At 34.6% G+C, this 21,037-nt stretch carries 15 protein-coding genes; 6 read left to right on the forward strand and 9 right to left on the reverse strand.

Translation table 11 applies throughout. The annotated features are described in order from the left end of the window. Window positions 1–82 precede the first annotated feature (82 nt). On the forward strand, window positions 83–1,924 hold the full coding sequence (locus tag FLEMA_RS71890) for an alkaline phosphatase (RefSeq protein WP_044175003.1): 1,842 nt from the start codon (window positions 83–85) through the stop codon (window positions 1,922–1,924). Window positions 1,925–2,056: 132 nt separating this feature from the next. On the opposite strand, the gene FLEMA_RS0139835 is transcribed toward FLEMA_RS71890, so the two are convergent. The 8 genes from FLEMA_RS0139835 to FLEMA_RS77135 all read right to left on the reverse strand — a co-directional run bounded on the left by FLEMA_RS0139835 (window position 2,057) and on the right by FLEMA_RS77135 (window position 17,191). Continuing rightward, a complete protein-coding gene (locus FLEMA_RS0139835; RefSeq protein ID WP_026996702.1) occupies window positions 2,057–3,178 on the reverse strand; it encodes a trans-sulfuration enzyme family protein in 1,122 nt (373 codons plus the stop codon). A 308-nt stretch (window positions 3,179–3,486) separates the two neighbouring features. Beyond that, window positions 3,487–5,676 carry a PepSY domain-containing protein gene (locus FLEMA_RS0139845; protein ID WP_026997921.1) on the reverse strand — a complete coding sequence of 730 codons (2,190 nt, stop codon included), beginning with the start codon at window positions 5,674–5,676 and terminating at the stop codon, window positions 3,487–3,489. Window positions 5,677–5,690: 14 nt separating this feature from the next. Next, on the reverse strand, window positions 5,691–6,176 hold the full coding sequence (locus FLEMA_RS0139850) for a DUF2271 domain-containing protein (protein ID WP_026997922.1): 486 nt from the start codon (window positions 6,174–6,176) through the stop codon (window positions 5,691–5,693). A gap of 182 nt (window positions 6,177–6,358) precedes the next feature. Continuing rightward, window positions 6,359–7,846 carry an ankyrin repeat domain-containing protein gene (locus tag FLEMA_RS0139860; RefSeq protein WP_026997923.1) on the reverse strand — a complete coding sequence of 496 codons (1,488 nt, stop codon included), beginning with the start codon at window positions 7,844–7,846 and terminating at the stop codon, window positions 6,359–6,361. A gap of 1,143 nt (window positions 7,847–8,989) precedes the next feature. After that, window positions 8,990–12,103 carry an Eco57I restriction-modification methylase domain-containing protein gene (locus FLEMA_RS71895; protein WP_052354186.1) on the reverse strand — a complete coding sequence of 1,038 codons (3,114 nt, stop codon included), beginning with the start codon at window positions 12,101–12,103 and terminating at the stop codon, window positions 8,990–8,992. A 94-nt stretch (window positions 12,104–12,197) separates the two neighbouring features. After that, complete coding sequence (locus FLEMA_RS0139900) at window positions 12,198–13,853, reverse strand: ATP-binding protein (protein WP_218918539.1); 1,656 nt, start codon at window positions 13,851–13,853, stop codon at window positions 12,198–12,200. Further along, window positions 13,850–16,468 (reverse strand): helicase-related protein, encoded by a 2,619-nt coding sequence (locus tag FLEMA_RS71900; RefSeq protein ID WP_218918540.1) that lies wholly within the window; start codon window positions 16,466–16,468, stop codon window positions 13,850–13,852. Before FLEMA_RS71900 ends, FLEMA_RS0139900 begins: the two co-directional genes overlap by 4 nt. A gap of 84 nt (window positions 16,469–16,552) precedes the next feature. Continuing rightward, window positions 16,553–17,191, reverse strand: a complete 639-nt coding sequence (locus tag FLEMA_RS77135) for a phospholipase D-like domain-containing protein (protein ID WP_218918541.1) — start codon at window positions 17,189–17,191, stop codon at window positions 16,553–16,555. 367 nt (window positions 17,192–17,558) lie between these two features. Between FLEMA_RS77135 and FLEMA_RS71905 the strand changes: the two genes are divergently transcribed. Together FLEMA_RS71905 and FLEMA_RS71910 are read left to right on the forward strand one after the other, a co-directional pair. Further along, window positions 17,559–18,122, forward strand: a complete 564-nt coding sequence (locus FLEMA_RS71905) for a hypothetical protein (protein ID WP_044172700.1) — start codon at window positions 17,559–17,561, stop codon at window positions 18,120–18,122. Continuing rightward, window positions 18,112–18,510: a hypothetical protein gene (locus tag FLEMA_RS71910; protein WP_144080136.1), complete on the forward strand. Its 399-nt coding sequence runs from the start codon at window positions 18,112–18,114 to the stop codon at window positions 18,508–18,510. The genes FLEMA_RS71905 and FLEMA_RS71910 overlap by 11 nt, the downstream gene beginning before the upstream one ends. A gap of 46 nt (window positions 18,511–18,556) precedes the next feature. Here FLEMA_RS71910 and FLEMA_RS71915 read toward each other — a convergent pair whose 3' ends face one another. Next, window positions 18,557–19,393, reverse strand: coding sequence for a helix-turn-helix domain-containing protein (locus FLEMA_RS71915; RefSeq protein ID WP_159102713.1), 837 nt, complete (start codon window positions 19,391–19,393; stop codon window positions 18,557–18,559). Between the two features lie 139 nt (window positions 19,394–19,532). Here FLEMA_RS71915 and FLEMA_RS0139965 point away from each other — a divergent pair, with 139 nt between their 5' ends. The 3 genes from FLEMA_RS0139965 (at window position 19,533) to FLEMA_RS71925 (ending at window position 21,014) form a co-directional block, all read left to right on the forward strand. Beyond that, on the forward strand, window positions 19,533–19,760 hold the full coding sequence (locus FLEMA_RS0139965; RefSeq protein WP_026996706.1) for a hypothetical protein: 228 nt from the start codon (window positions 19,533–19,535) through the stop codon (window positions 19,758–19,760). Between the two features lie 4 nt (window positions 19,761–19,764). Then, window positions 19,765–20,358 carry a hypothetical protein gene (locus FLEMA_RS71920; RefSeq protein ID WP_044172709.1) on the forward strand — a complete coding sequence of 198 codons (594 nt, stop codon included), beginning with the start codon at window positions 19,765–19,767 and terminating at the stop codon, window positions 20,356–20,358. A 65-nt stretch (window positions 20,359–20,423) separates the two neighbouring features. Next, complete coding sequence (locus tag FLEMA_RS71925; RefSeq protein WP_262486537.1) at window positions 20,424–21,014, forward strand: site-specific integrase; 591 nt, start codon at window positions 20,424–20,426, stop codon at window positions 21,012–21,014. Window positions 21,015–21,037 lie beyond the last annotated feature (23 nt).

The following is a 21,037-nucleotide window of genomic DNA, read 5'->3' on the forward strand; positions in this document are numbered from 1 at the left end:
TATCGGTTGGTTGTTCAATTTGCAGTTTCAGATTTATGTTACACGAACTTATATTATTATCGGGAAGTTTTATTTTGCTTATATGAAAAAAAACATTCTCTTACTAATGCTACTGATGGGTATGGTAGATGGATACGCCCAAACCAAGGTGTATACCATGAAAAACGCCCATGCCCACAACGATTATCTTCACAATTTGCCCTTCTATGAGGCATACGGTTTACAATACGGTATGATAGAAGCCGATGTTTTCCCTCAAGGAAATGACCTAATGGTAGCTCATGAAAAAGCCGAAATAGAGCCTCAGCGTACATTCAAAAAGCTCTATTTAGAGCCTCTTATTCAGCAAATACAACTGCGGAAAGGCAAGGCCTATGCCAACGGCCAGCAGCTCCAATTGTTGATTGATATTAAAGAAGGAGGAATAGAAGCCCTCAAAATTCTTACAGAGCAAATCAAGCCCTATTACTCGTATTTTGATACCCAAAGTAATCCTAATGCAGTACAAATTATCATTTCTGGAGATATGCCTTCTCCAACAACGTATGCCCAATTTGATAAAGCTTTCTTTTTTGATGGTCGCCCCAAACAAGTATATTCGCAAGAAGCTTTTGAGCGAGTACCGCTTATTAGTACAAGTATGAGCGACTTTACTCGTTGGAATGGAAAAGGACTTATTACAGCTCCGCAATACCGTAAGGTGAAGAGTTTTGTAGATTCTGTACATGCTACTGGCAAACTCGTTCGCCTTTGGGGTGTACCCAATTCTATTACTGCTTATAAAACTTTGATAAAACTAGGCGTAGATTATATCGGTACAGATAATTTGCCCGAATTGGCAGGTTTCTTAAAAAACCTAGTAAGCTACTCGGCAGCACCGATTCAACAACATATTCCGTATTTACCTACCTATCAGTCTGATGGTATAGCCAAGCGTTCTAAAAATGTAATTCTATTGATAGGCGATGGTATGGGGCTTGCCCAAATTTATAGTGGAATGACAGCCAATGGAGGTAAATTGAACTGGGCAAACTTTAAAAATGTAGGTTTCTCCAAAACCAATTCGGCTGATAGCTTTTGTACCGACTCGGCCGCAGGAGCTACTGCATTATCGACTGGCGAAAAAACTAATAACCGCTATATTGGCATGGATACCCTCCAAAAGCCCCTTCAAAATATTAGTGAAATATTGGCTACACAAAAGAAAAAAATAGGGCTGGTAGTATCTGAAGAAATAACAGGTGCAACACCCGCCTCTTTTTATGCTCACGAGCCAGAGCGTGATTGGTATTCGTTGATAGCCGAACATTTGCCAACAAGCCCCGTCGACCTCACCATCGGAGCAGGAATCGAGTCGTTTAAGCCAGAAGTAATGAAAGCCCTTCATCAAAAGGGTAAAGTGTTGTCGAGCCTAGACGAACTTAAAAAAGCCAGTGCCAAAGACCGCAATTTTGTATTTGTATCTAAAGACGAAGTCCGCCCAAAACATGAAGGACGAGGCTCATATCTTTCTGATGCTTTTGATGCTGCTGTCGACAAGCTTCAGCAGTCACCCAATGGTTTTTTCTTGATGTTAGAAGGCTCTAAAATTGACTGGGGAGGACACGCCAATAACCTGAATTATGTAGTAAATGAAATGCTAGATTTTGATGAAGTAATAGGAAAAGCCCTAGCTTTTGCCGATAAAAATGGCGAAACAACCATCGTGATTACTGCTGACCACGAAACAGGTGGTTTGTCGCTATTGGATGGTAATTTCCACACTGGTGCTGTTGATGGTAATTTTTCTACCAATGACCACTCAGGGATTTTAGTACCTGTAATGGCTTATGGCCCCAATGCTTCTCAATTTAGAGGTGTTTATGAAAACAATACGATTTTTAAAAAATTATTAGCATGCTTTGGTTTGGCCAAAAGCAAGTAAAAATTTAAGGTACAGAGAGGGATATTACTCGTAAAGTCTTGAGCTATTCAATGACAAGATGATTGGCGAAAACCCCTCTGTATCTATTACGTTGAAACAATCAACGATACTATCAAAATAGAGATAGCAACCTTAGCTTTCCAAGGCTTGTTCCCAATCGGCTATCAAATCTTCAATATTTTCTAAGCCAACCGAAACCCTCAATAAATTATCGGGTGTTAGGCTAGTTGGCCCCTCAATCGACTTTCGATGTTCTATGAGGCTTTCAACTCCCCCCAAGCTGGTCGCTGTAGTAAACAATGCTAATTTACCTGTGATATTCATGGCATTTTGTGCATCACCTTTGATTTGTACCGATAACATTGCTCCTGTATCTGACATTTGTTTTTGAGCAATGGCATATTGTGGATGACTTGGCAAACCAGGGTAATGTACAGCCTCTATCTGTGGATGTTGATTCAAATAATCGGCAAGGGCTTTGGCATTGGCTGTTTGAGCTTTTACTCGAAGAGCCAATGTTTTGATACCACGAGCTACCAACCAGCACTCAAATGGCGATGGTACAGCCCCTGTAAGTTTTTGAATATTTCTAAGTTTGCTAGCAAGATACACATCCTCTTTTACTACCAATGCACCTCCTAGTACATCGCCGTGTCCGCCAAAATATTTGGTTGTAGAGTGCATAACTATATCTGCCCCTAAATCTAGCGGTCGTTGAATAATAGGCGTTGCCCATGTATTGTCTACAGCACATAATGCCCCAACACCATGAGCCAATTCGCTAATAGCCTGTATATCTGATATTTTCAATTGAGGATTAGAGGGCGACTCTATCCATATTAGCCTGGTATTGGGGCGAATGGCTTGTTTGATAGCTGTCAAGTCGGTCATATCTACCTTCGTGAGGCTCAGTCCCCAGCCCCCAAATACCTCTTCAATCAATACATTAGTAGCAAAATACGCATCGTCGGGAGTAATAATATGGTCGCCACTTTTAAATGCTTGAAATAAAGCTGTTGTTGCAGCCATACCCGACGCAAAGGCAAAACCTACTTGTCCATTTTCGAGTAAGGCTATACTCTTTTCCAACAACTGACGATTTGGGTTGTCATTTCGTGAGTAAATATAGCCATGAGCATAAGAGCCGTCGGTTTCTCTTTCGTAAGTTGTAGAAAGGTAAATCGGTGAGGCTACCGCACCAGCATTGCTGTCGGTCATTTGGGTACTTTTAATGGCAAGGGTTTCTATTTTCATGATGTTTTTAGTTTGTGCTGCAATTTAAGGAAATAGGCTCAAATCTGTGATAAGTTCCTTATGTGTGAATTGTAATATTCCGTTGCATAAGGCTGAATAGTATTGTTTTTGAAAACAAGGCTAAAACCGATAGAGCGTAAAATATACGCTTTTCCCTTTTTTGTGAATAGCTACTAAAATAGCATAGTTTTCAAGCCAATAAAGTAGTAAACACAAAAGGATATAGCCTTGTTAGGCTGTTTTACTTTCAAGCTGTTTAAACAGCTCCATTATATATAATTACTCTGTCACAACGCATACACTTACCATCAATAACAGTCCATCAAAATCTGTCCATGCGATTGGAAGTAGCTTACACTTTTCCCTATTTTTTCCTGACAAATAATATCCAGTACTTCAACTACATCTTTTTGCATGGCTAGCGAGCCACAAATCATAATTACGCCTTTGTTTTGTAATACTTCGGCAAATTGTTGGGCATCTCGTTTTACTAAATCGCCTACATATTGTTTCGTTCCTTCTCTGGATAAAGCAATATGCAGTTGTTGTAATTGCTGATTTTCTTGAAATGCTTTGAGTGATGCTTGGTAAATTTCTAAAGAAGTATGAGTACGGAAACCGCAATAAAGCTGTAAAGGAATCTGCTTTTTATTTTGACTAATCATGCCCAGAAAAGGAGCAATGCCCGTTCCGTTACAAATCATCATCACAGAACTTGCTTTTTTAGGAAAATGGAAAGCTTTATTTCTGACGATTTTAGCTGAAATCGTTTCTTCCACATTCAAATTATACAAGTAATTTGAGCCTAAACCATTTTGGTGAAGTTTAACACTCAACTGAATTTCTTTGTCAATCAATCCAATCGAATACAATCTTTCTCGGTGGTCGTTGGCTGGATAAATCGCCAATAAATCTCCAGAAGTAACTTTTACTTTTTCTTGCGGAACAAGGCGAAGCATAAAAGTATCTTCCGAAAAAGTATTTTTTGTATGGTGAAGCACTTTTAAAGTACTCTGTTCTTCTGCTTTAGGACTTTCAATTTTTAAAGAAATAGGCAAATTCGTTTGCTGTGTCCAAGCTTCAGCCCATAAACCAAATTCACTTGGCGATTTATCGGCAACGGTATGAATGCCCACCAAAGGTTTTGCCCAATTTTGCTGATTCAATAATTGGTTTACTTCAAAAGCAAACTGACAAAAATCTGGGTAAGCGTGCGAACCAAAACCTAACACTGAAAAACGAATAGGATTCTGTTGTGGATATTTTGCCAGTAATGAAGCAAATTTTTGGGCATTGGTCGGAGCGTCGCCTAAACCATAAGTGGCTGTCATTACCAATAAATGTTCGGCTTTTGGAAATACTCGGTACTGATTCATTTCGGCTAAAAATGATTTTTCACCGCTTTGAATCAACTGCTCATGCACCGACGAAGCAAACTGTAAAGTACTTCCGTTTTCAGAACCTACCAAAATGATAAATTTACTTTCTTCGGCACTGTACTTGTTTTTGATACCTTTTGCTTTTCGTTTAAAAGTAATCGCAAAGCCCGAATAGATAAAAAACAAAATGTTGCAAGAAGCAATTGCCAAGATAATTGCCCACAGAAAACCTGTTCTGCCCGTATGCAAATCAAGACTAAGATTGGTCAATAACTGAGCCGTAGGATACTTTTTTTCAGCCAAAATTTCACCTGTAATTTGGTTGACCGCAAGCTCTCTGTCTTTTAATTTGAAAGTATAATAATCTTCTACGTCTTCCGAAAAAGGAAACTCAATACTTTCTACTTCCGACAGTTTGGTGTTTTTAAAAATAGCAAAATCTTCGGGCTTTTGTGCTGGCGAAGATTTGATGGCATCAAAGTCTATGTCTAAAGATACTTTTTCACTTTTGATAAGCTCAAATCTTACCAAAGAAAGATACGTTCCCGTCAGAGCGATTATTAATATCGGAATCAGCGACAAGCGTCCCAACACTACGTGATAGTATTGAGCAAAATTTTCTTTGACGATTTTGGTAAAAAAGCGTTTTACGCCTCTTTGTCTTTGAATGATAAGTATCGTTCCCGAAATACTAATTAGGAGTAATAAAAAAGCTGTTAAGCCAATCAAAAAACGACCCGTTTCATGGATGAAAAGAGAGCGGTGTAAATCGGTTGTCCACTGGAAAAACTCATTTTTTGGCGAAGGAATACCCAGTACTTTGCCATCGAGCGGATTTACATAAACTGCTTTATTGTTGCCGTCGATGTTACTGCCTTTGATGATGACCGATTGATGAGCATCCACACTTAACTCGCTAATATCAGGATATTTCTTTCTTAATTGTGGAAGCGTCTGTGATAAAGTAATACTTTTAAAATCACCAACTTGATGTGTATTTACAGTACCGACGATAGGTTCAAAAGCAAGAATTACACCCGTTATTGAAGCCAGAGCAAGGAATAAAAAAGAAGATACAGCCAGTATTAAGTGGCTGTATCTCCAGATTGAAATTGTCATAGATTGATACCTGATTAGTTAGCACTAAAACGCACGTAGCGGATATACCCTGTACCTTCGCTTTTAGCCGAAAGCCCTTCCGTAGTCAACGGAATTTCAAGGTCTTTTACATAATATGGTTTGTCTTCAACGGCACTTTCAAAGCGTAATTTATAGTTTGCATTCAGTTTTGAAGTTTCAATTTCAAGTTCTACCACACTTCTATCGCCACCCGCTGCCGAAGCACCCGTAATCGCACTGATGTTACTTGGTTTTTTCAAGTAAGCTTTATGCCATTCTTTTAGGGTTTTGTACCATTTTTTATCAGAACCCAACACGTACAAAGTTTTGTCGTAGCCACCTTTTGCATCTACGATAGATACCACGATGTATGCTCCTTCGCCCATGTAATTGGTCATCTGAATCATACATTTGTACTTAGTAGTTTGTGCTGAGGAAGTAAAGGATTGAACAAGGCTTAATAGCACAACAAAAAAGCCAATTTTACAGAAATTACGCATGTGTTATTGAGTGAATTAGTGAGTTGTGATTGAGTGAATTGTGAGTTAGTGAATTGTGAATAAATCATTTATCATATTAATCAATGCAATTTAGACACAGGCTTTATTTACCTTAAAAATTCGGTAATTAATATTTTAAATACTAATTCACAATTCACTAACTCACTCAATACCTCACTAACTTATTTTAAAAAGTTGATAGATATTTTATTTTTAGCTAAAGTTTCGTTTTCGTTTGCTAAGTCAAAAGCTGTTTCTTTGAAGTTTGTTTCAGCTTCTTTTTTCGCTCCGATTGATAAAAGGTATTTCAAGATATTATCATCTTTTGCAATCATAGCCGCTTTGTGCAATGCCGTAAGCCCTTCAGTGTTTTTAGCATTTATATCTATACCAAGAGCCTCGATACGTTTTAGCAATGATAAATCATTTTTAGCAATCGCCAAATGGAAAAGAGTATTCCCATTTTTTTGAGCAGCTTTTATATCAAAACCTTTATCTTGAAGTACTTTTAATTTAGTATCAAAATCTTCAGCCTTAGGGCCAGGGCCTTGTCCATTGCTATATGATTGAACCAAGTATGCAGCAAGATTATCGCCACTTTTATCTACAACATTGATAGCAGCCCCTTTGTTAATCAAATAACGAACAACTTCGGGCGAATTGCTACGAACGGCCATTGCCAAAGCAGTTACACCTTTAAGATTAGCCTGATTGATATTTTTTACTAGAGGAAGCAATAATGCTAAGGCTGTAGTATCACGATTGGTTGCTGCAGCATTTATCAATACCGTATTACCTTCGTTGTCGGCCTTGTTCACATCAACGCCTTTTGACAAGAAATAAGCGATAATATCATTTTGCTTGGGTTTACGAACAATAAAGTGAAGAGCATTTTCTCCGCTTTTACTGATGGCCGTTGGTTTGAGTTTTAAGCTTTCAAGATATTGAAATACGTCTAAAGTATTAGCTCCTCGGCGACTACCCTGAGCGGCAGCAATAAAAGCTTCGTCTGTAGCACTTACCCCTTTCTCCAACAAAGCTTTTAGTAAGCTGATATTGCCACTTCGTGCAGCATAAGCAAAAGCGTTATTGCCTTCTTTATCGGTACTTTTCAAATCAAGTCCTTTCGATACAAAATAGTTGGTCAACACGAGGTCTTTGTCATTAGCCACCGCCAATAGCAAGGCATTAGCACCATCTTGGTTCAGGTCTTTTTTCAAATTTGCCCCACTACGCAAACAAATATCATATACCTGTGTGTTGGTCTGACCACCTTGTGCTGCAAAATTCAATGGCGTAGAGCCGTGGCTATCTTCTACATTGGCTTTTGCACCCTTAGCCACCAAATACTCCATAATTTCGACATTCCCTCTGTTAGCAGCCCAGTGCAAATATGTACGGCTATCATGCGTTATTTTATCGGTCGTATTACCTGGTTGAGATAGCAAATATTTGATAGTCTCATTAGGAGCTTGTGCATTAATGGCCATCACTACAGCATCAAAAGCCATAGGGTTCAGCTGCGAAGGGCTATTACCTTTTTCTACTTCGGCTTTTACGACTTCAACACTAGGTTGATTTCTCCAAAAAGATTGTTCTAAAAGGGTATTCTTTTGAGCTTTTGCCGTAAAACTACACAAGGCAACTGCTACAACGATGAGTTTTTTCATAATGAAATTTTCTTTGAATTTCTATTTACTATACATTCAATAAGGTTATACTATAGCAAAAATAAAATATGTAAGCTCGGAATACCTAATAATATCAATAGAATACACCATTTTTTAATAGATTTATTAGATGGGATGCAAGTTAAGGCTTATTTAGAATCAATAAAAATAAGAAACCTTTTTTTCTCCAAAAAGATACAATAATGCCATCAATGGCTAATAAAACCTATGGAAAAAAACGTTTTAGGTGTGTGGTTTTGATAAGAAAGGCGATCATTGTTTGACAAATCTATTGTGTGTTTATGCTTGATGAAAACGATAATAGATAGGAGTAAAATACGATATAAGTCATTCCGAATTTTAGGCAAAGACTTTCAAAAGAAAAACCACTTTTTTATGGATTTCGACAAATACAGAAAAAAAAGGTTTAATTCATAAAGTAGTTTTTTGTGTTTTGATAGAAAATATGTACTTAGGCGTTTTATTTTGCTACCATTTTTGTCACCTATTTCTCTGTCTAGTAATTGGGCCAGACAAGTAGTATGGTTTTATGATTGCTGCATATACTTTGCTTCTAACTTCGCTAATTCGATGGCAAAATTTGGTAGAGTATCAGATATAACTAGCCATTAATGAATGATATAAGTATTTTTTACATGATCTAAAATGTATTTTGGTGATATTATTTTCTTAGATATGTATTGAATACCCGTTATGAATTAGACCTTTATGCCTGTCTTGGATACTATTCAGCCATATAAGGCAATATGCGGGGGAATTGGTGAGAGGGTTGTTGATTTATAGCTCTATATAACATCATTATTATATAAAACAGTTGTTTATGTGCTTTATAGTATCCATATTGGCACACAAAACAGACTTAACTGGAAGTATTTTTGTTACAACACTAGAATATTGAGCAAAAAAAAGCCCTATTCTTCGTGGCAGAGATATTAAACGTTATGGGTATGAATTTGCTGATTTATGGTTGATTAATACTCATAATGGCATTAAGGAAAAAGGTATTCCCAGCGTTAAAATAGACGATTATCCTGCTATTAAACAACATTTAGATTCTTACTATGTAGAGTTAGCAAAAAGGACTGACCAAGGAGATACACTATACAATTTAAGAAACTGTGCTTATATGGAGTTAAAAAACGCCATAAGAAAAAATAAATGTTCACCAGTTAATATAAAACATTTATTATTTACTAAAACAGCATTTTGGTCATAATAGAAATTTAAAAATTTTGTTATTTCAGGATATACAATTTTCGGCTTATAAAAATCCTCCCAATAACTTATACTATCCTGTGTTTCAAACCACTTATTATTAGTTTTTTTTCGAGCATTCAAGTCTCCTGTTTGTTTCAAACGGTCATAACCGAAACTCATAAGATGCTCTTTTACAGCAGGGTAATTTTCAATATCAATTTTTAGACTTGGGAAAGTATTAATCAACCATAAATCAGCAAATTCATACCCATAACGTTTAATATCTCTGCCACGAAGAATAGGGCGTATAATTTCAGCAGATTTGGGGTCGGCAGCAATGAGTTCGTCTTTTTTTTCACCACTAATAATAAACGCTTCATTAAATCCTGTTTTAATACCGTAATTAATTTGAATATCCCAGTTTTTCAGAGGAGTGCCAATACGTTCAATTTTTTCTTTAATACGGAGTTCAATTGGATTTAGTACGACCCAGCTCTCAGAATTTGTAAAGTTAGTAAGTACCTTATTTTTATTAAGATAATCTGTGATAGAGAAAATACTTTCTTTAATGACACATGTCTGTGTTAGTCCTATATTCATGCTCTTAGTAAAAAGCAAAATATTAGTGTCAACGGTAGCATTTTCAAAAATCTTCTGCCCTGCAAAGTCAATTAATATGAGAGGGTTAGTTTTTATAGCAAAAAAATTTCTTAAAGATTCACCGTAACCTGCTCTCATCCATTTATTAGATGTTATATAGCACAATAAACCATTATTTTTTAGAGATTTATACCCTTGTTCATAAAAAAGAGAATAAATGTCACCTGTTCTCTCGAATGATTCAAAGTCCTCTTTTTCAAATAGTTTAGCTAAGTATCCACCATCATTTTGTAGCTGTATGTACGGTGGATTGCCAATTACAATATCAAAGCCTCCTTGCTCAAAAACATCTTTAAAAAATAGATGCCAAAGAAAGTAGGGTCGTTCATTTGTTTCTTGAATGTGGTCGAGCAATAGCAACACATTTTCTAAGCGTAGCTCCTCTTTATGAAGTACTCCAAGAGCCTTTCGTTTTGTATTTAATACTTTTTCTTTTTTTTCTCGTTTGGCTTTTGGGTCATTCTCATGGATATTTACCAGACTAATTTCATTTTCTAATTCTACAATTTTTGTTTGTGTCTCTGCCAATTTTAAATCTACATTGTAATGCAAGTGTTCATGTACAATCGTATTTATTTGGCTTTTTATTTGAGCTTTATATTGGCTATTAGCATCAAAATAAGCATCTATTAATTCATCGAGGTCTTGTTTGCGTTCATCCAAAAACTCCATTCGAGTTTGGTTGGCAATTACATTGCCAAAAATATCAAGCTGTTGTCCACCTTCAATAAGTGTAATTACTTTTTGGGTTTGTTGCAAATTAGCGAGCGGAATACCTTCAAAACTCTCTAAAAGGCTATTCCCTTGCATTATTTTATAATCAAGGTTTGGTAATGGACTTGGTATTTCTTCATCTACAACTAAAGCCAACCAAAACCTCAACCGAGCAATATCCACAGCTCCACGCTCCAAATCCACTCCGTAAATAGAATGTTGAATTATATGACGCTTTGTTTCAGCAGGGTCAAGAGTTAAGTCTAAGGTCATTTTTGCCTTAAAAATTTCTTGAAGCATTCCCATCGGAAAAGCTCCAGAACCGATAGCGGGGTCGCATATTTTTACATTATCCAGTAGTTCTTCTATTTTACGAGCATTCTGTACAATAAATCCCTTTGTTTTCCCACGTTCATTAAATCGGATAAAATTAGATAAGTCTTCACTTAACTCATCTCCTAAATGAGTACGCAAGTATTGAATCAAACTTTCTTGACACATATACTGCACAATAGCCTTAGGTGTATAGAAAGTACCTTTATCTTTATTTTCTTCCAGCAAATTTTCAAAAATATGCCCTAACATTTCGGGGTCAATACCTATATTAGCATCATCAGGGTCATTTTCGTCAATTGTAAAATTATACTGGTCGAAAAAGCCAAATAATCCTTCAAAAAACTCTTCTGGAAAATTAAAATGATTCGTTTCAGGTAAATCATTATCAAACAATCCTCCATTCAAGTAAGGAATTTTTGTATTTGTTAGCTCAAAAATATGGTTATTACGCTCATGATTTAGGGTCTCAAAGAATAATTTCACCAAACCATGTGAGTAAAAATGTGATTTGTTTGTAAAGCTTTGAAAAAAGTTTTTGATAAAATTAGGGTCTCCATTTTGCCAGTTTTGCTCTAAAATCGGCACGCCCATCCAACCTTTTTTTTGTAAAAAATATAAAAAGACAATACGTCCGAGTAGTTTTTTAGCAAAATCTCGGATAGGTTTTTCTGCTTTTTCTTGAATACTTTGTTCTTTATCAATTAGTAAACTTCGATAATCTGCATGAGCATTAAGATATTTCCAAAATCTCTCATACTGCTCTTTATAGCCTTTAAAGAAATCTTTATTAAGTTTATCTACTGAAAAGGCTTCAATAATTGCTTGTAACCCTCCCACATCAACTTTTTCTTTGAGTTCTGCAAGTCGTCTTGTAGCAGTGGTACAGGATTCATTTTTTCCTAAAATAAAAGTATATCGTTTAGGTGCTGTTTGATTATTTACAAAGTCTCCATCTTCGTTAAACCCAGTTTGTTTAGCCATAAAAGAGAGCCTATAATCAACTTTATTACTTGCATAAAATACAACTAAAGCACCATTAATAATACCGTTATCAATATACTTATTAGCTATGTCACGCAACCCTTTTCGATTTTTGATGATATTGATACTTTCAGCAACTTCTACTTCAAATAATGCAATACTTTTCCCATCCGAAAGAATGATACTTCCGAATTGAAAGCCCTTTACTACTTTATCTTGTTCTTGAAAAAGCTCTTGAGGAAATTCAAAATATTGAATAATTTGAGGGAATAAATAATTTAATAAATCCTTGAAGTTATCCAGAGAATATTTCTTTTGTAATAAAGTTTTCAGTTCGTTATAGGTCATATTCTTTTATGGTTTTTTATGTTATAAAAAAGAATAAAAAATTTATAAGTGCCTCTTAATTAACAATTTAAGATAAAAGCTTTTCATTCAACTTTTATTTCCTTTTTTTTTTTGCCACAAAATATTTGCGATAGGTCTTTCCTCCAATATATTCTACTTCTCCTTCATCGACTAATTTATAAATAGCCTTTTGAATATCTTTGCGGTCAATTTCACCAAAGCGTTTATGAATTTCATCAATACTACTTTCCGGGCGAAGTCTTAACTCTTCAATAATTAAGGCTTTAAGCCTATGCTGTTCTATTACTTTGAGGCTTGCTTTTACATTAAGTTTTGCATTAGCTATCAGATGTGGATTTATTAGGTATTCTGTGCCTTTCTTTAAGCCTCTACTTATAATCAATCCTTGTTCAAGTAGTCTGTTTACGTAGGTTCTAAGCCTTTCTTCTTCTGGCAGTTGTAGTTCTCTATATAGTTGAGTCGTTAATATTTTCTGGCTACGAGAAATAATACCTAATGCTATAAACTCACGTTGAGAAAGTTGATAATGATTTGATACATATTCCAATAGAGCAACAGTATCTTCATCCAAGATTTTTGATTCTTGGATAACATTTACACTATCATATTCTGCCTCAATAGTTGGAAAGGGTTTAGCATTACGACTACTTATTTCATACATCAAATCATAACCCGAACCTTCTCCTTCCATAAGATTGAGGTCGTGAAAAATTTTGATTAAATGGGGATTTCGTCTGGCTGTTTTATGTAAAATATTATCTTTAGTAATACCCATCAGCAACCCACCCGGGTTTTTTATTTCTAATCTATCAGTAAAAACTTTAATAAAAATATCTCCTGAAATAGTGTAACTTTTATGTGCAAAAGCATTAATAAGAAGCTCCCTTATTACTTTTTCATGATAGAATCGAATAGGTTTTCTTTGAAAAAGACCGTCATTAAATTCGTGAAAATATGTAAGTTCAATAGCCTCTTTTTCAATTGCTTGTAATAATTCTTTGGGATTAAGGGCATAATCGTGCCAGTCAATTTTTCTTACCTTCTCCTCCAAATCGTTATAAACAATGTACTGAACAGTAAGAGGATAGGCTAAACGACTACGTTGTTGGGCTATCCCCAACCATAAAATACCTAAGTTGGTTAATTGCCCATTTTGAGAAAGATTATAATGTTCGATAATTTCATTATCACTTAATTCTTTCACACTCTCTTTGACTCTTGATGACAATCTAATGTCTTGAGCAAATTGAGCAATATGCTTGATAGGTATATCACCTATTGAGACATTACGTAGCTGAAGCTCCCATTGAAACGCATCTTTTTCCGTGGCTATTCTAACTATATCTTCACTTCGTGCAGCATGGCACTGGTCTCCTACACGCAGGAATATTTTACCATCACTGGTAGTAGCAATTGCTTTGGAGGAAGGTAAAACAGTAATTTCAAAGTACTGTCCTCCTTCGGGATGTTCTATAATATCGCTTGCCATCAAACCTACATTAAATGTTAGACTTCTTAGTCTATTCAATGTTTTATTAATCTCATCTATACTAACTTTCTGGTCAGGTAAGGGCGTTTTATTCTTGTCTTCAATCCCAATAATGAGTTTTCCTCCCTGAGCATTGGCAAAACACACTACTGAGACAGCCAAGTCTTTAAAACCGCTATCTCCTTGCTGGATTTTCCGAATGCTTTTATAGTCTATATTTTTACCTTCTTCTTGCATCATAAAACACTAAAACTTTCTGAGATAATAATTTCAGGCACTTGTCCATTAATTGTAGTATTGCCATTATCAGTATCTTGCATAACCTTACTTTCTTGAGTTAATGGATAAGATGCTAATATTTCAATCATTTTTTCCAAAATAATAACAGGTTTTAACTTTGCTGTCGTTATATACTTTTTTAGTTTATTAATATCTCTTTGAAGCCCCTGAAAACGCCCTTTAGTAATGGCACTTTTCGCCAAAGAAATTAAGCCTTTTTCATGTTCACTAATAAAAGGTAAAGACATAAATCCATCTAAAAAATCAAGTGCTTTTTTCTCATTAGGGCCTGCTGTAATATTTACTTTTTTATCTTTTGCCTTTTCTTCATTTATTTTTTGAGCAAAAGACTCAACTGCAATTCCTACTTGCTGATGATGAAAATCATGTAATTTTAGAGCTTTTTCGGTCATTTCACATTTAAACACTTTAGCAGTCTCAAGAAAAGTAAGTTCTTCATAGCTGTTGTCGGGTTTGACAAAATAAAAAGCATCACGTTTTTGTGTACGAATAAAAGTAATGGTGCAATCTTTTCGAGTTTTATCTTTCCTACCGACTCTTGCACGTAAAGGCATATTTTTAATACGTTTAAACTCTTCCAAATTTTCTTCCCTGAACTTTCGTAAGAACATCAAGAATGCCAACGACTCATCTCTTTCATCATCAGGGTCTTTGTCAAAAAGCCCGAAGGTTTCTGTTTCTTCGTCTGGGCTATAAATTTGACTATCCTCTCCTAATGCTGCATGAAAAGCTTGAAGTTTCATTATAGCTTTTTTCTGCAAATCAATATCTCTATCAACTTTGGCAGTAGGGAAGAAATTGAAAATGTGTACATCACCAGCAGTTGAACCAATCCTATTGACCCGTCCTATACGTTGCATCAACCGAGTCGAATTCCAAGGGGTATCATAATTTACGATAATATTAGCACGATGTAAATTTACGCCTTCAGCAAGTACCTCTGTTGAAATAATAATATCAACATCATGTTTTTTATTGGTAAAGTTCGCATCAAAATTAGCCCTAATAATTGGCATTTTATCATTCCGAGAAGCACTATCAACACTCAAAATTCTATACTGGGTACGATTTTTGAGCATTTCTTCAAGATACTTTGTAGTCTCTTTACTTTCCGAGAAAATAACTAATTTTTGTTCTGGGTTTGTTTTTGTATCAAATAATCTATCTTGAATATATTCTATAAAAACCTCCAATTTGGGGTCATCTTCTACTGCCTGCCACTGTCTATTTAACTCTTTCAAAATTCGTGTGTCGTGTTGTAAACTTGCCAAAAAATCTTGCTCAAAATCATCTGGTTCACAAATTTCTATACTTGGGTCTTCAATTTGCTTTTCTAAGATTATTTCTAATAACTCATCTTCTTTATCTGAATTAATATAATCATTAATAGGTAAGTTCGGAGCTATAAAAATTCTCCCATTCTCAAACATCTTAACCATCGCTTCATTAGCTCTTAAAAAGCGTTCAATAGACTTCTTGAAAGCATGAAAACTGCTATCAATACGTTTGACTAATAAAGTTTTCATTATCATTGCTAACTGAGTAGCAATCATATCAGCTTTTCGATATTTAGCTTTTTTATGAGGTTTAAGAAAAGCAATAGCACGATAACGAGCATAGGTCAAACCATCAGGAGAACTAATTGTGATGACTTTAGGGCTGTTCACATTCGATATTTCCTCATTAACATCATTATCTTCTATTTCAAAACGAAGACCACTTAGACACATAATTGTATAGTCATAAAGTTCTTCAAGTTGATAATCAAGTTGATAAAAAATCTTTTCTGGTTTTTGGATATTAGGAAACTTTATTCCTTGTTCATCTAAGTCTTTATTATATTGGTCGTGAATAGCTAAATCGGTTCGGGTACGCCTTACCATTAAAGGCATGACAATTTTTTCTCGTATTTCACTGTATATGCTTTTAACTTCTTCTTTGAGTTTTTTAATGTCATTTTCTCCTTTTAACTTTCGATAAGCATCTATTTTCTTACGAAAAAAATGTTGCAAATTGCTTATTTCAAGTGTAGAATCCTTACTATCTTGAAATAAATATACTAAATTAGCTATATCTTCTGGACGGTTATTTAGAGGAGTTGCCGAAACGAGTATAACTTTTTTATTAGCAGGGCTACCATCTGCATTCAGTTGTCGAGTGGGTGATTTACAAATTTTTTGTAATTGACCATACATTTCTGCTGAATCAGACCTAAACTTATGTGCTTCATCTACAATAACAAGGTCATACTTTTCAGGGTTAGTAATTTTATGCAAACTACCATTGGTTATGATGTCATAGTTGATGAATTGAAATTTTTCAAGGGTTTCATCCCAATTATCTTTTAGTGCAGGAGGAACAATGATAAGTGTGCGAGAAACATAACTTGGAAAGCCGTTGAAATAAAAAAACTTTTTAGCTATTAAAGTAGATACAATTGTTTTGCCTAACCCAACCACATCAGCTAAAAAAAATCCTCCATGACGCATCATTTTGTTATAACCATCATTTACAGCATCAACTTGATAAGATAGGCGTTTAAATCCTTTTGGCAAATCGGCAACAGAGTTAGGGTCAAACTCAACAGTCTTTCCATAGTATTCAATTAAAAACTTGATATATACTTCAAAGGGTGTAAATTAATCATTGAGATAAGTCTCCTTTTTAATTTTATCAACAAACTCTTCTGTAATGGGGATACTCTCATCCCAGAGAGTATTAAAAGTTTGAGTAGCAAAGTCAATATCAGAGTCTTCTCTAAGCTCAACATTAAACTCAAAATTTCGCTCTAACCCTGCTTCCGTAAGATTACTTGACCCTGTAATTACAGCTCCGTAACCATGATTATGTTTAGTTTCTTCTCTGAAAATGTAAATTTTTGCATGAATATTCTGTTTAGGATGTACTTTTATTTGAACTTTTTGGGCACGTAAATCTTCAATTAATTGTAACATTCCATCTTCAATTTCTTTTTTATAGGCTGCTTTTTGTATATTCTCCTTTAAATTTTTTACAAAATCTTCTTGAGACTTTTGAATATCGACCTGAAATAGAACACCTTGATTTTGAGCTTGTACAATAAGTTGGTCAACGTTAATCCCAACCAGAATTCTTATCTCTTGAGCTTTTTCAATAAATGGGCGGATACGAAAATATCCAGTTGCTCTAAAATAGCCAACAAGTGCATCGAAGAAATATATATTGCGAAAATTGAAAATACCCTCAATTTTTGTGATAAGAGTATTTTGCTCACTATTTGTAAAAAATTTTGAAGACATAAATTCTGAATGTCATTTAAGAGGGAACAGGTTAATGTAATCAATCTTAACAATCAACACATAGTAGAATCTATAACATTATACTATCTAAGTAAAGGCTGTTTTAATGAAGGATTTCTCCAAGTTACAAATTTTCGTACTTTCCAACAAATGAATATATATATCCAAATAATGACTTAAATAATTAGAATGAATTGGTATAATATAATATTTGCTCAGAAGATTTATATTACTCTCAAAACTCCACATTTTTCCCTCAATCTAATCCCGTAATACAGAACTTGCTTTTGTATTACAGGAACGTATTACCGTAATACAAAGATTATAAACTATTGATTTTCAAGCGTATTACATTGTATTACAAATTATGAGTGAACTTTCACAAGTTATTAACTTCCGTACTACGTTCAATATGAAGAGACGGATTCTGGAGAATGCTGAGAAGAAAGGCATGAACCAATCGGAGTATATTTTATTTGCTATTGAAAGCTACCTCAATAGCAGTACTTTAAGCAATGTACCCAACGAAGGCAAAGACCAAAGTAGTGAACTATCTGCATTGAAAGAAGAGTTAGCAAAAGCCAATCTTCACATACAAGAGTTACAGACACACATGGCTAAAGAGAAAAAGAGTGTTTGGCAAGAAGCAACTGACTTTGCAAATAAAGTTGCAGAGGAACGTATTAAGCAGGCTCAAATACAAGCTGTAAGGCAATTTCAAGAAACGGTTAAGTACAAGATTGAAGACTCTAACACTCAATTACAACTCCTTCAAGAAAGGCTATATGCCTATGAAACACCATTATTGAAAACCGTATTTCAATTGGTTTCCAAAAACCCTCAAGTTAAAGATTATCCTGATGTGGTTTACTTTTTAGTACATTGTTATTATAACCAAGTTAATTATACTCGCCATGCTATTGGACAATAACTTCAAATATTCATACGACCCTTTTGGTATTGTAGATTTCAGCATTTCCAATGTCGCACAAATAGTCAGTCCTTCATCAAAACCATCAAAGTCAAAATGGTTCTGGTGGCTACTAATTGTCCTTATTATAATAGTTTTAGTATTCTGTGGAAGAGCTATTTATCGTTATTTTGTAAAAAGGAAAGAGCAAAGAAAAGCTAACACTGATAAAGTTTCTTATACTCCAAAAGTAGTTGCAAAAATTATCCCAACACCCACTGAACTAAAAATTATTGCTCAGTTTGATTTAGGTAATGAGGCTAACTGGGATATGAAATTACTTGAATCAAAAAAAGCTGAAGGTAAAGCTATTTTTATTGGACAGAAAGGCTGGCTTGTATATGCTTAAAAGAATAAAGCCTTGTAAAACAATGAAGTGCTTTACAAGGCTTTAATTAGGACTTTATTACTTTACTAAGTCCCAAAGTTACAACACTACCAAATGCCCCAATTGTCTGAAATGGATTACGCACCATTGAAGCAATAGTAGCTCCTATATCTGAAAACATTTCTAAATAATTATCTATTTGTTTTGGGTCTTGTGGTGGGTGTTTAGCTCTCCAACTTTCCCACTCTGCTTGTTCTTTCTCCGTTGCTAATCCTAAGTCTAAAATTAGTTTAATCCAAGGGTCTTTATAATACTCTTCAAGAAGTTTTTCAAAATTATCCTGAGTTACTAAAGCAACATCATTTGTCCTACTAACATAATAAAAGTACCGTTCTGTTTTATGATAATCTCCATCATCTTCAGCACTTAACTTTTCATGGTTTTCTTCAAATGTTCTACGATTCATTAACCGAATATAACTACGTTCCTCTGCAATTTCATACATTCTCTCAAGCATTTTTTCAGTAATTTTCTCCTGAATATTTCTTGTTTTCTCTTGAGCTTGTTCCTGCTTGATAGCATTTAATTCGTCTTTAATTCTATTAGCTTCATCAATGCTACTCAATCTTGATTCTAATTCATCTATTCTTTTTCGATACTCCTCATTTTGCTTTAATAATGCCTCCTTGTCATCTTTTTCGGCTACACTTTCACCTTCTAAACCCAAAAGGACATTGGGTGAAACTTCAAGAGCTTTCGCTATTCCTTCAATTTGTTCAAGGGTTAATTTTTTACCTCTTTTCTCTAATCGAGAATAATTTGGTTGGTCAATATTCATCCGTGAGGCAACTTCTGATTGCTTCAACCCTTTGGCTTCTCTTGTGGCAATAATTGATTTTGACATATCCATATTCAAAATTAAGCATAATATGTAAATTTTTATTTACAAAATATTGCATATATAAAAAAAACAATATAATATATTTGTATGCAATATTTAATATTAATATATCATATTAAACATATAAATTGCAAATTTAAACATGACAACAACTCTAAAGTGCAAATTTGCTCTAATTATTGATGGCTCACCTAATCCTGCCATTGTTTTCAAACCTTCAAAGGAATTCTACGAAGCTACTGGTATCAAAAGAAAGAGATTTGGTCAAATTTATCGTGGAGAAAAATCACCCATGATGGCTGAAATGGAAGTAGTATGTAAGTATTTGAATATTCCTCTCTCAAGTATCTTCAAAGCTGATTCAATCTAAATCTATGAAAAACAAGCACGCTTCTTCCGCCATATTAAAAGCACCAAGAATCTCTTTTCAAGAAATTGGACAAACTATCTATGTTCGGATTCTCTTTCAAGGAAAAGAAACTAAATTTTCGACAAACATTATCAATGTAAAAGGAGAAAAGTTAGATACTAAAACAGGAATGATAAAAGGCGATTCAGAGGCTACTAAGCTATTGATTGCTTATAGAGACCGCATGACAAGTTTCTATGAAAAAGCATTAGAAAGCAACAAGCGAATTGACCTTCAATCCATTAAAATAGCTACACTTGGAAGTTCTGCTACTGCTAAAATTCCAAATTTATTTGAGGCTATTGATAAGTGGTTTGAATATAAATACCATAATGGAAGTGGCTTGAACCGTTGGACGATAGAGAAAAACGGTTACATCGTTGACAATATCAAATCATTCTTAAAGAAGGAATACAAAGACTACTTGATTCCATTGGATGAGGTAGAACTTATCATCGCCGATAAATTAATTAATTATCTGAAAAATGAAAGAGGCAATCAATACGACCACGCTGTACGTCATGCTAAAGCATTGAAAAGTGTTTTGCTTTTGCTTTAGATTGTGGATGGATTCAAAATAACAAATTTGCAAATCAAACTTACAAGAGAGGAGCTAAAAACAAAATACACTACCTAACCGAAAAAGAAATAAAACAGATTGTTGATTTGAAACTTTATAACCCAACACTTCAATTAGTACGAGATTTATATATTTTTTCTTGCCACACAGGCTTATCGTATGCCGATATTATGAACTTAAAGGCATCTGATATTAATTCTTACGAAAATGGTTTATGCTACATATCAAAGGCTCGTATTAAAGGACATGAGAATAATACGATGAATAAAAAGGTGTACTATGCACCGATTCTACCTGAAGCGGAAGCTATCTTAAAAAAATATGAGGAAATATCTCGGATTTCACCTTCTGGTCTATATTTTCCAAGAGTAACAAATCAGCAAATTAATAGAACTATCAAAGATATTGCCTCATTAGCGAATATTGAAAATCCAGATAAAGTAACATTTCATAGTTCGAGGCGAACTTGTGCAAGTTTAATGTACAATCATGGTGTTCCCATTTCAATTATAGCCAAAGTTCTTGGTCATTCATCAGAAGTAGTTACACTCACTTACTATGCAGAAATGGACATAGATGCCGTAATGAAAGAAATGAAAATATTCCAGAAAAAACGCTTAGAAGGGCAAATATAAACTATTAGACACTGCTACATACG

Source organism: Flectobacillus major DSM 103 (assembly GCF_000427405.1).
Taxonomy (GTDB): Bacteria; Bacteroidota; Bacteroidia; order Cytophagales; family Spirosomataceae; genus Flectobacillus; species Flectobacillus major.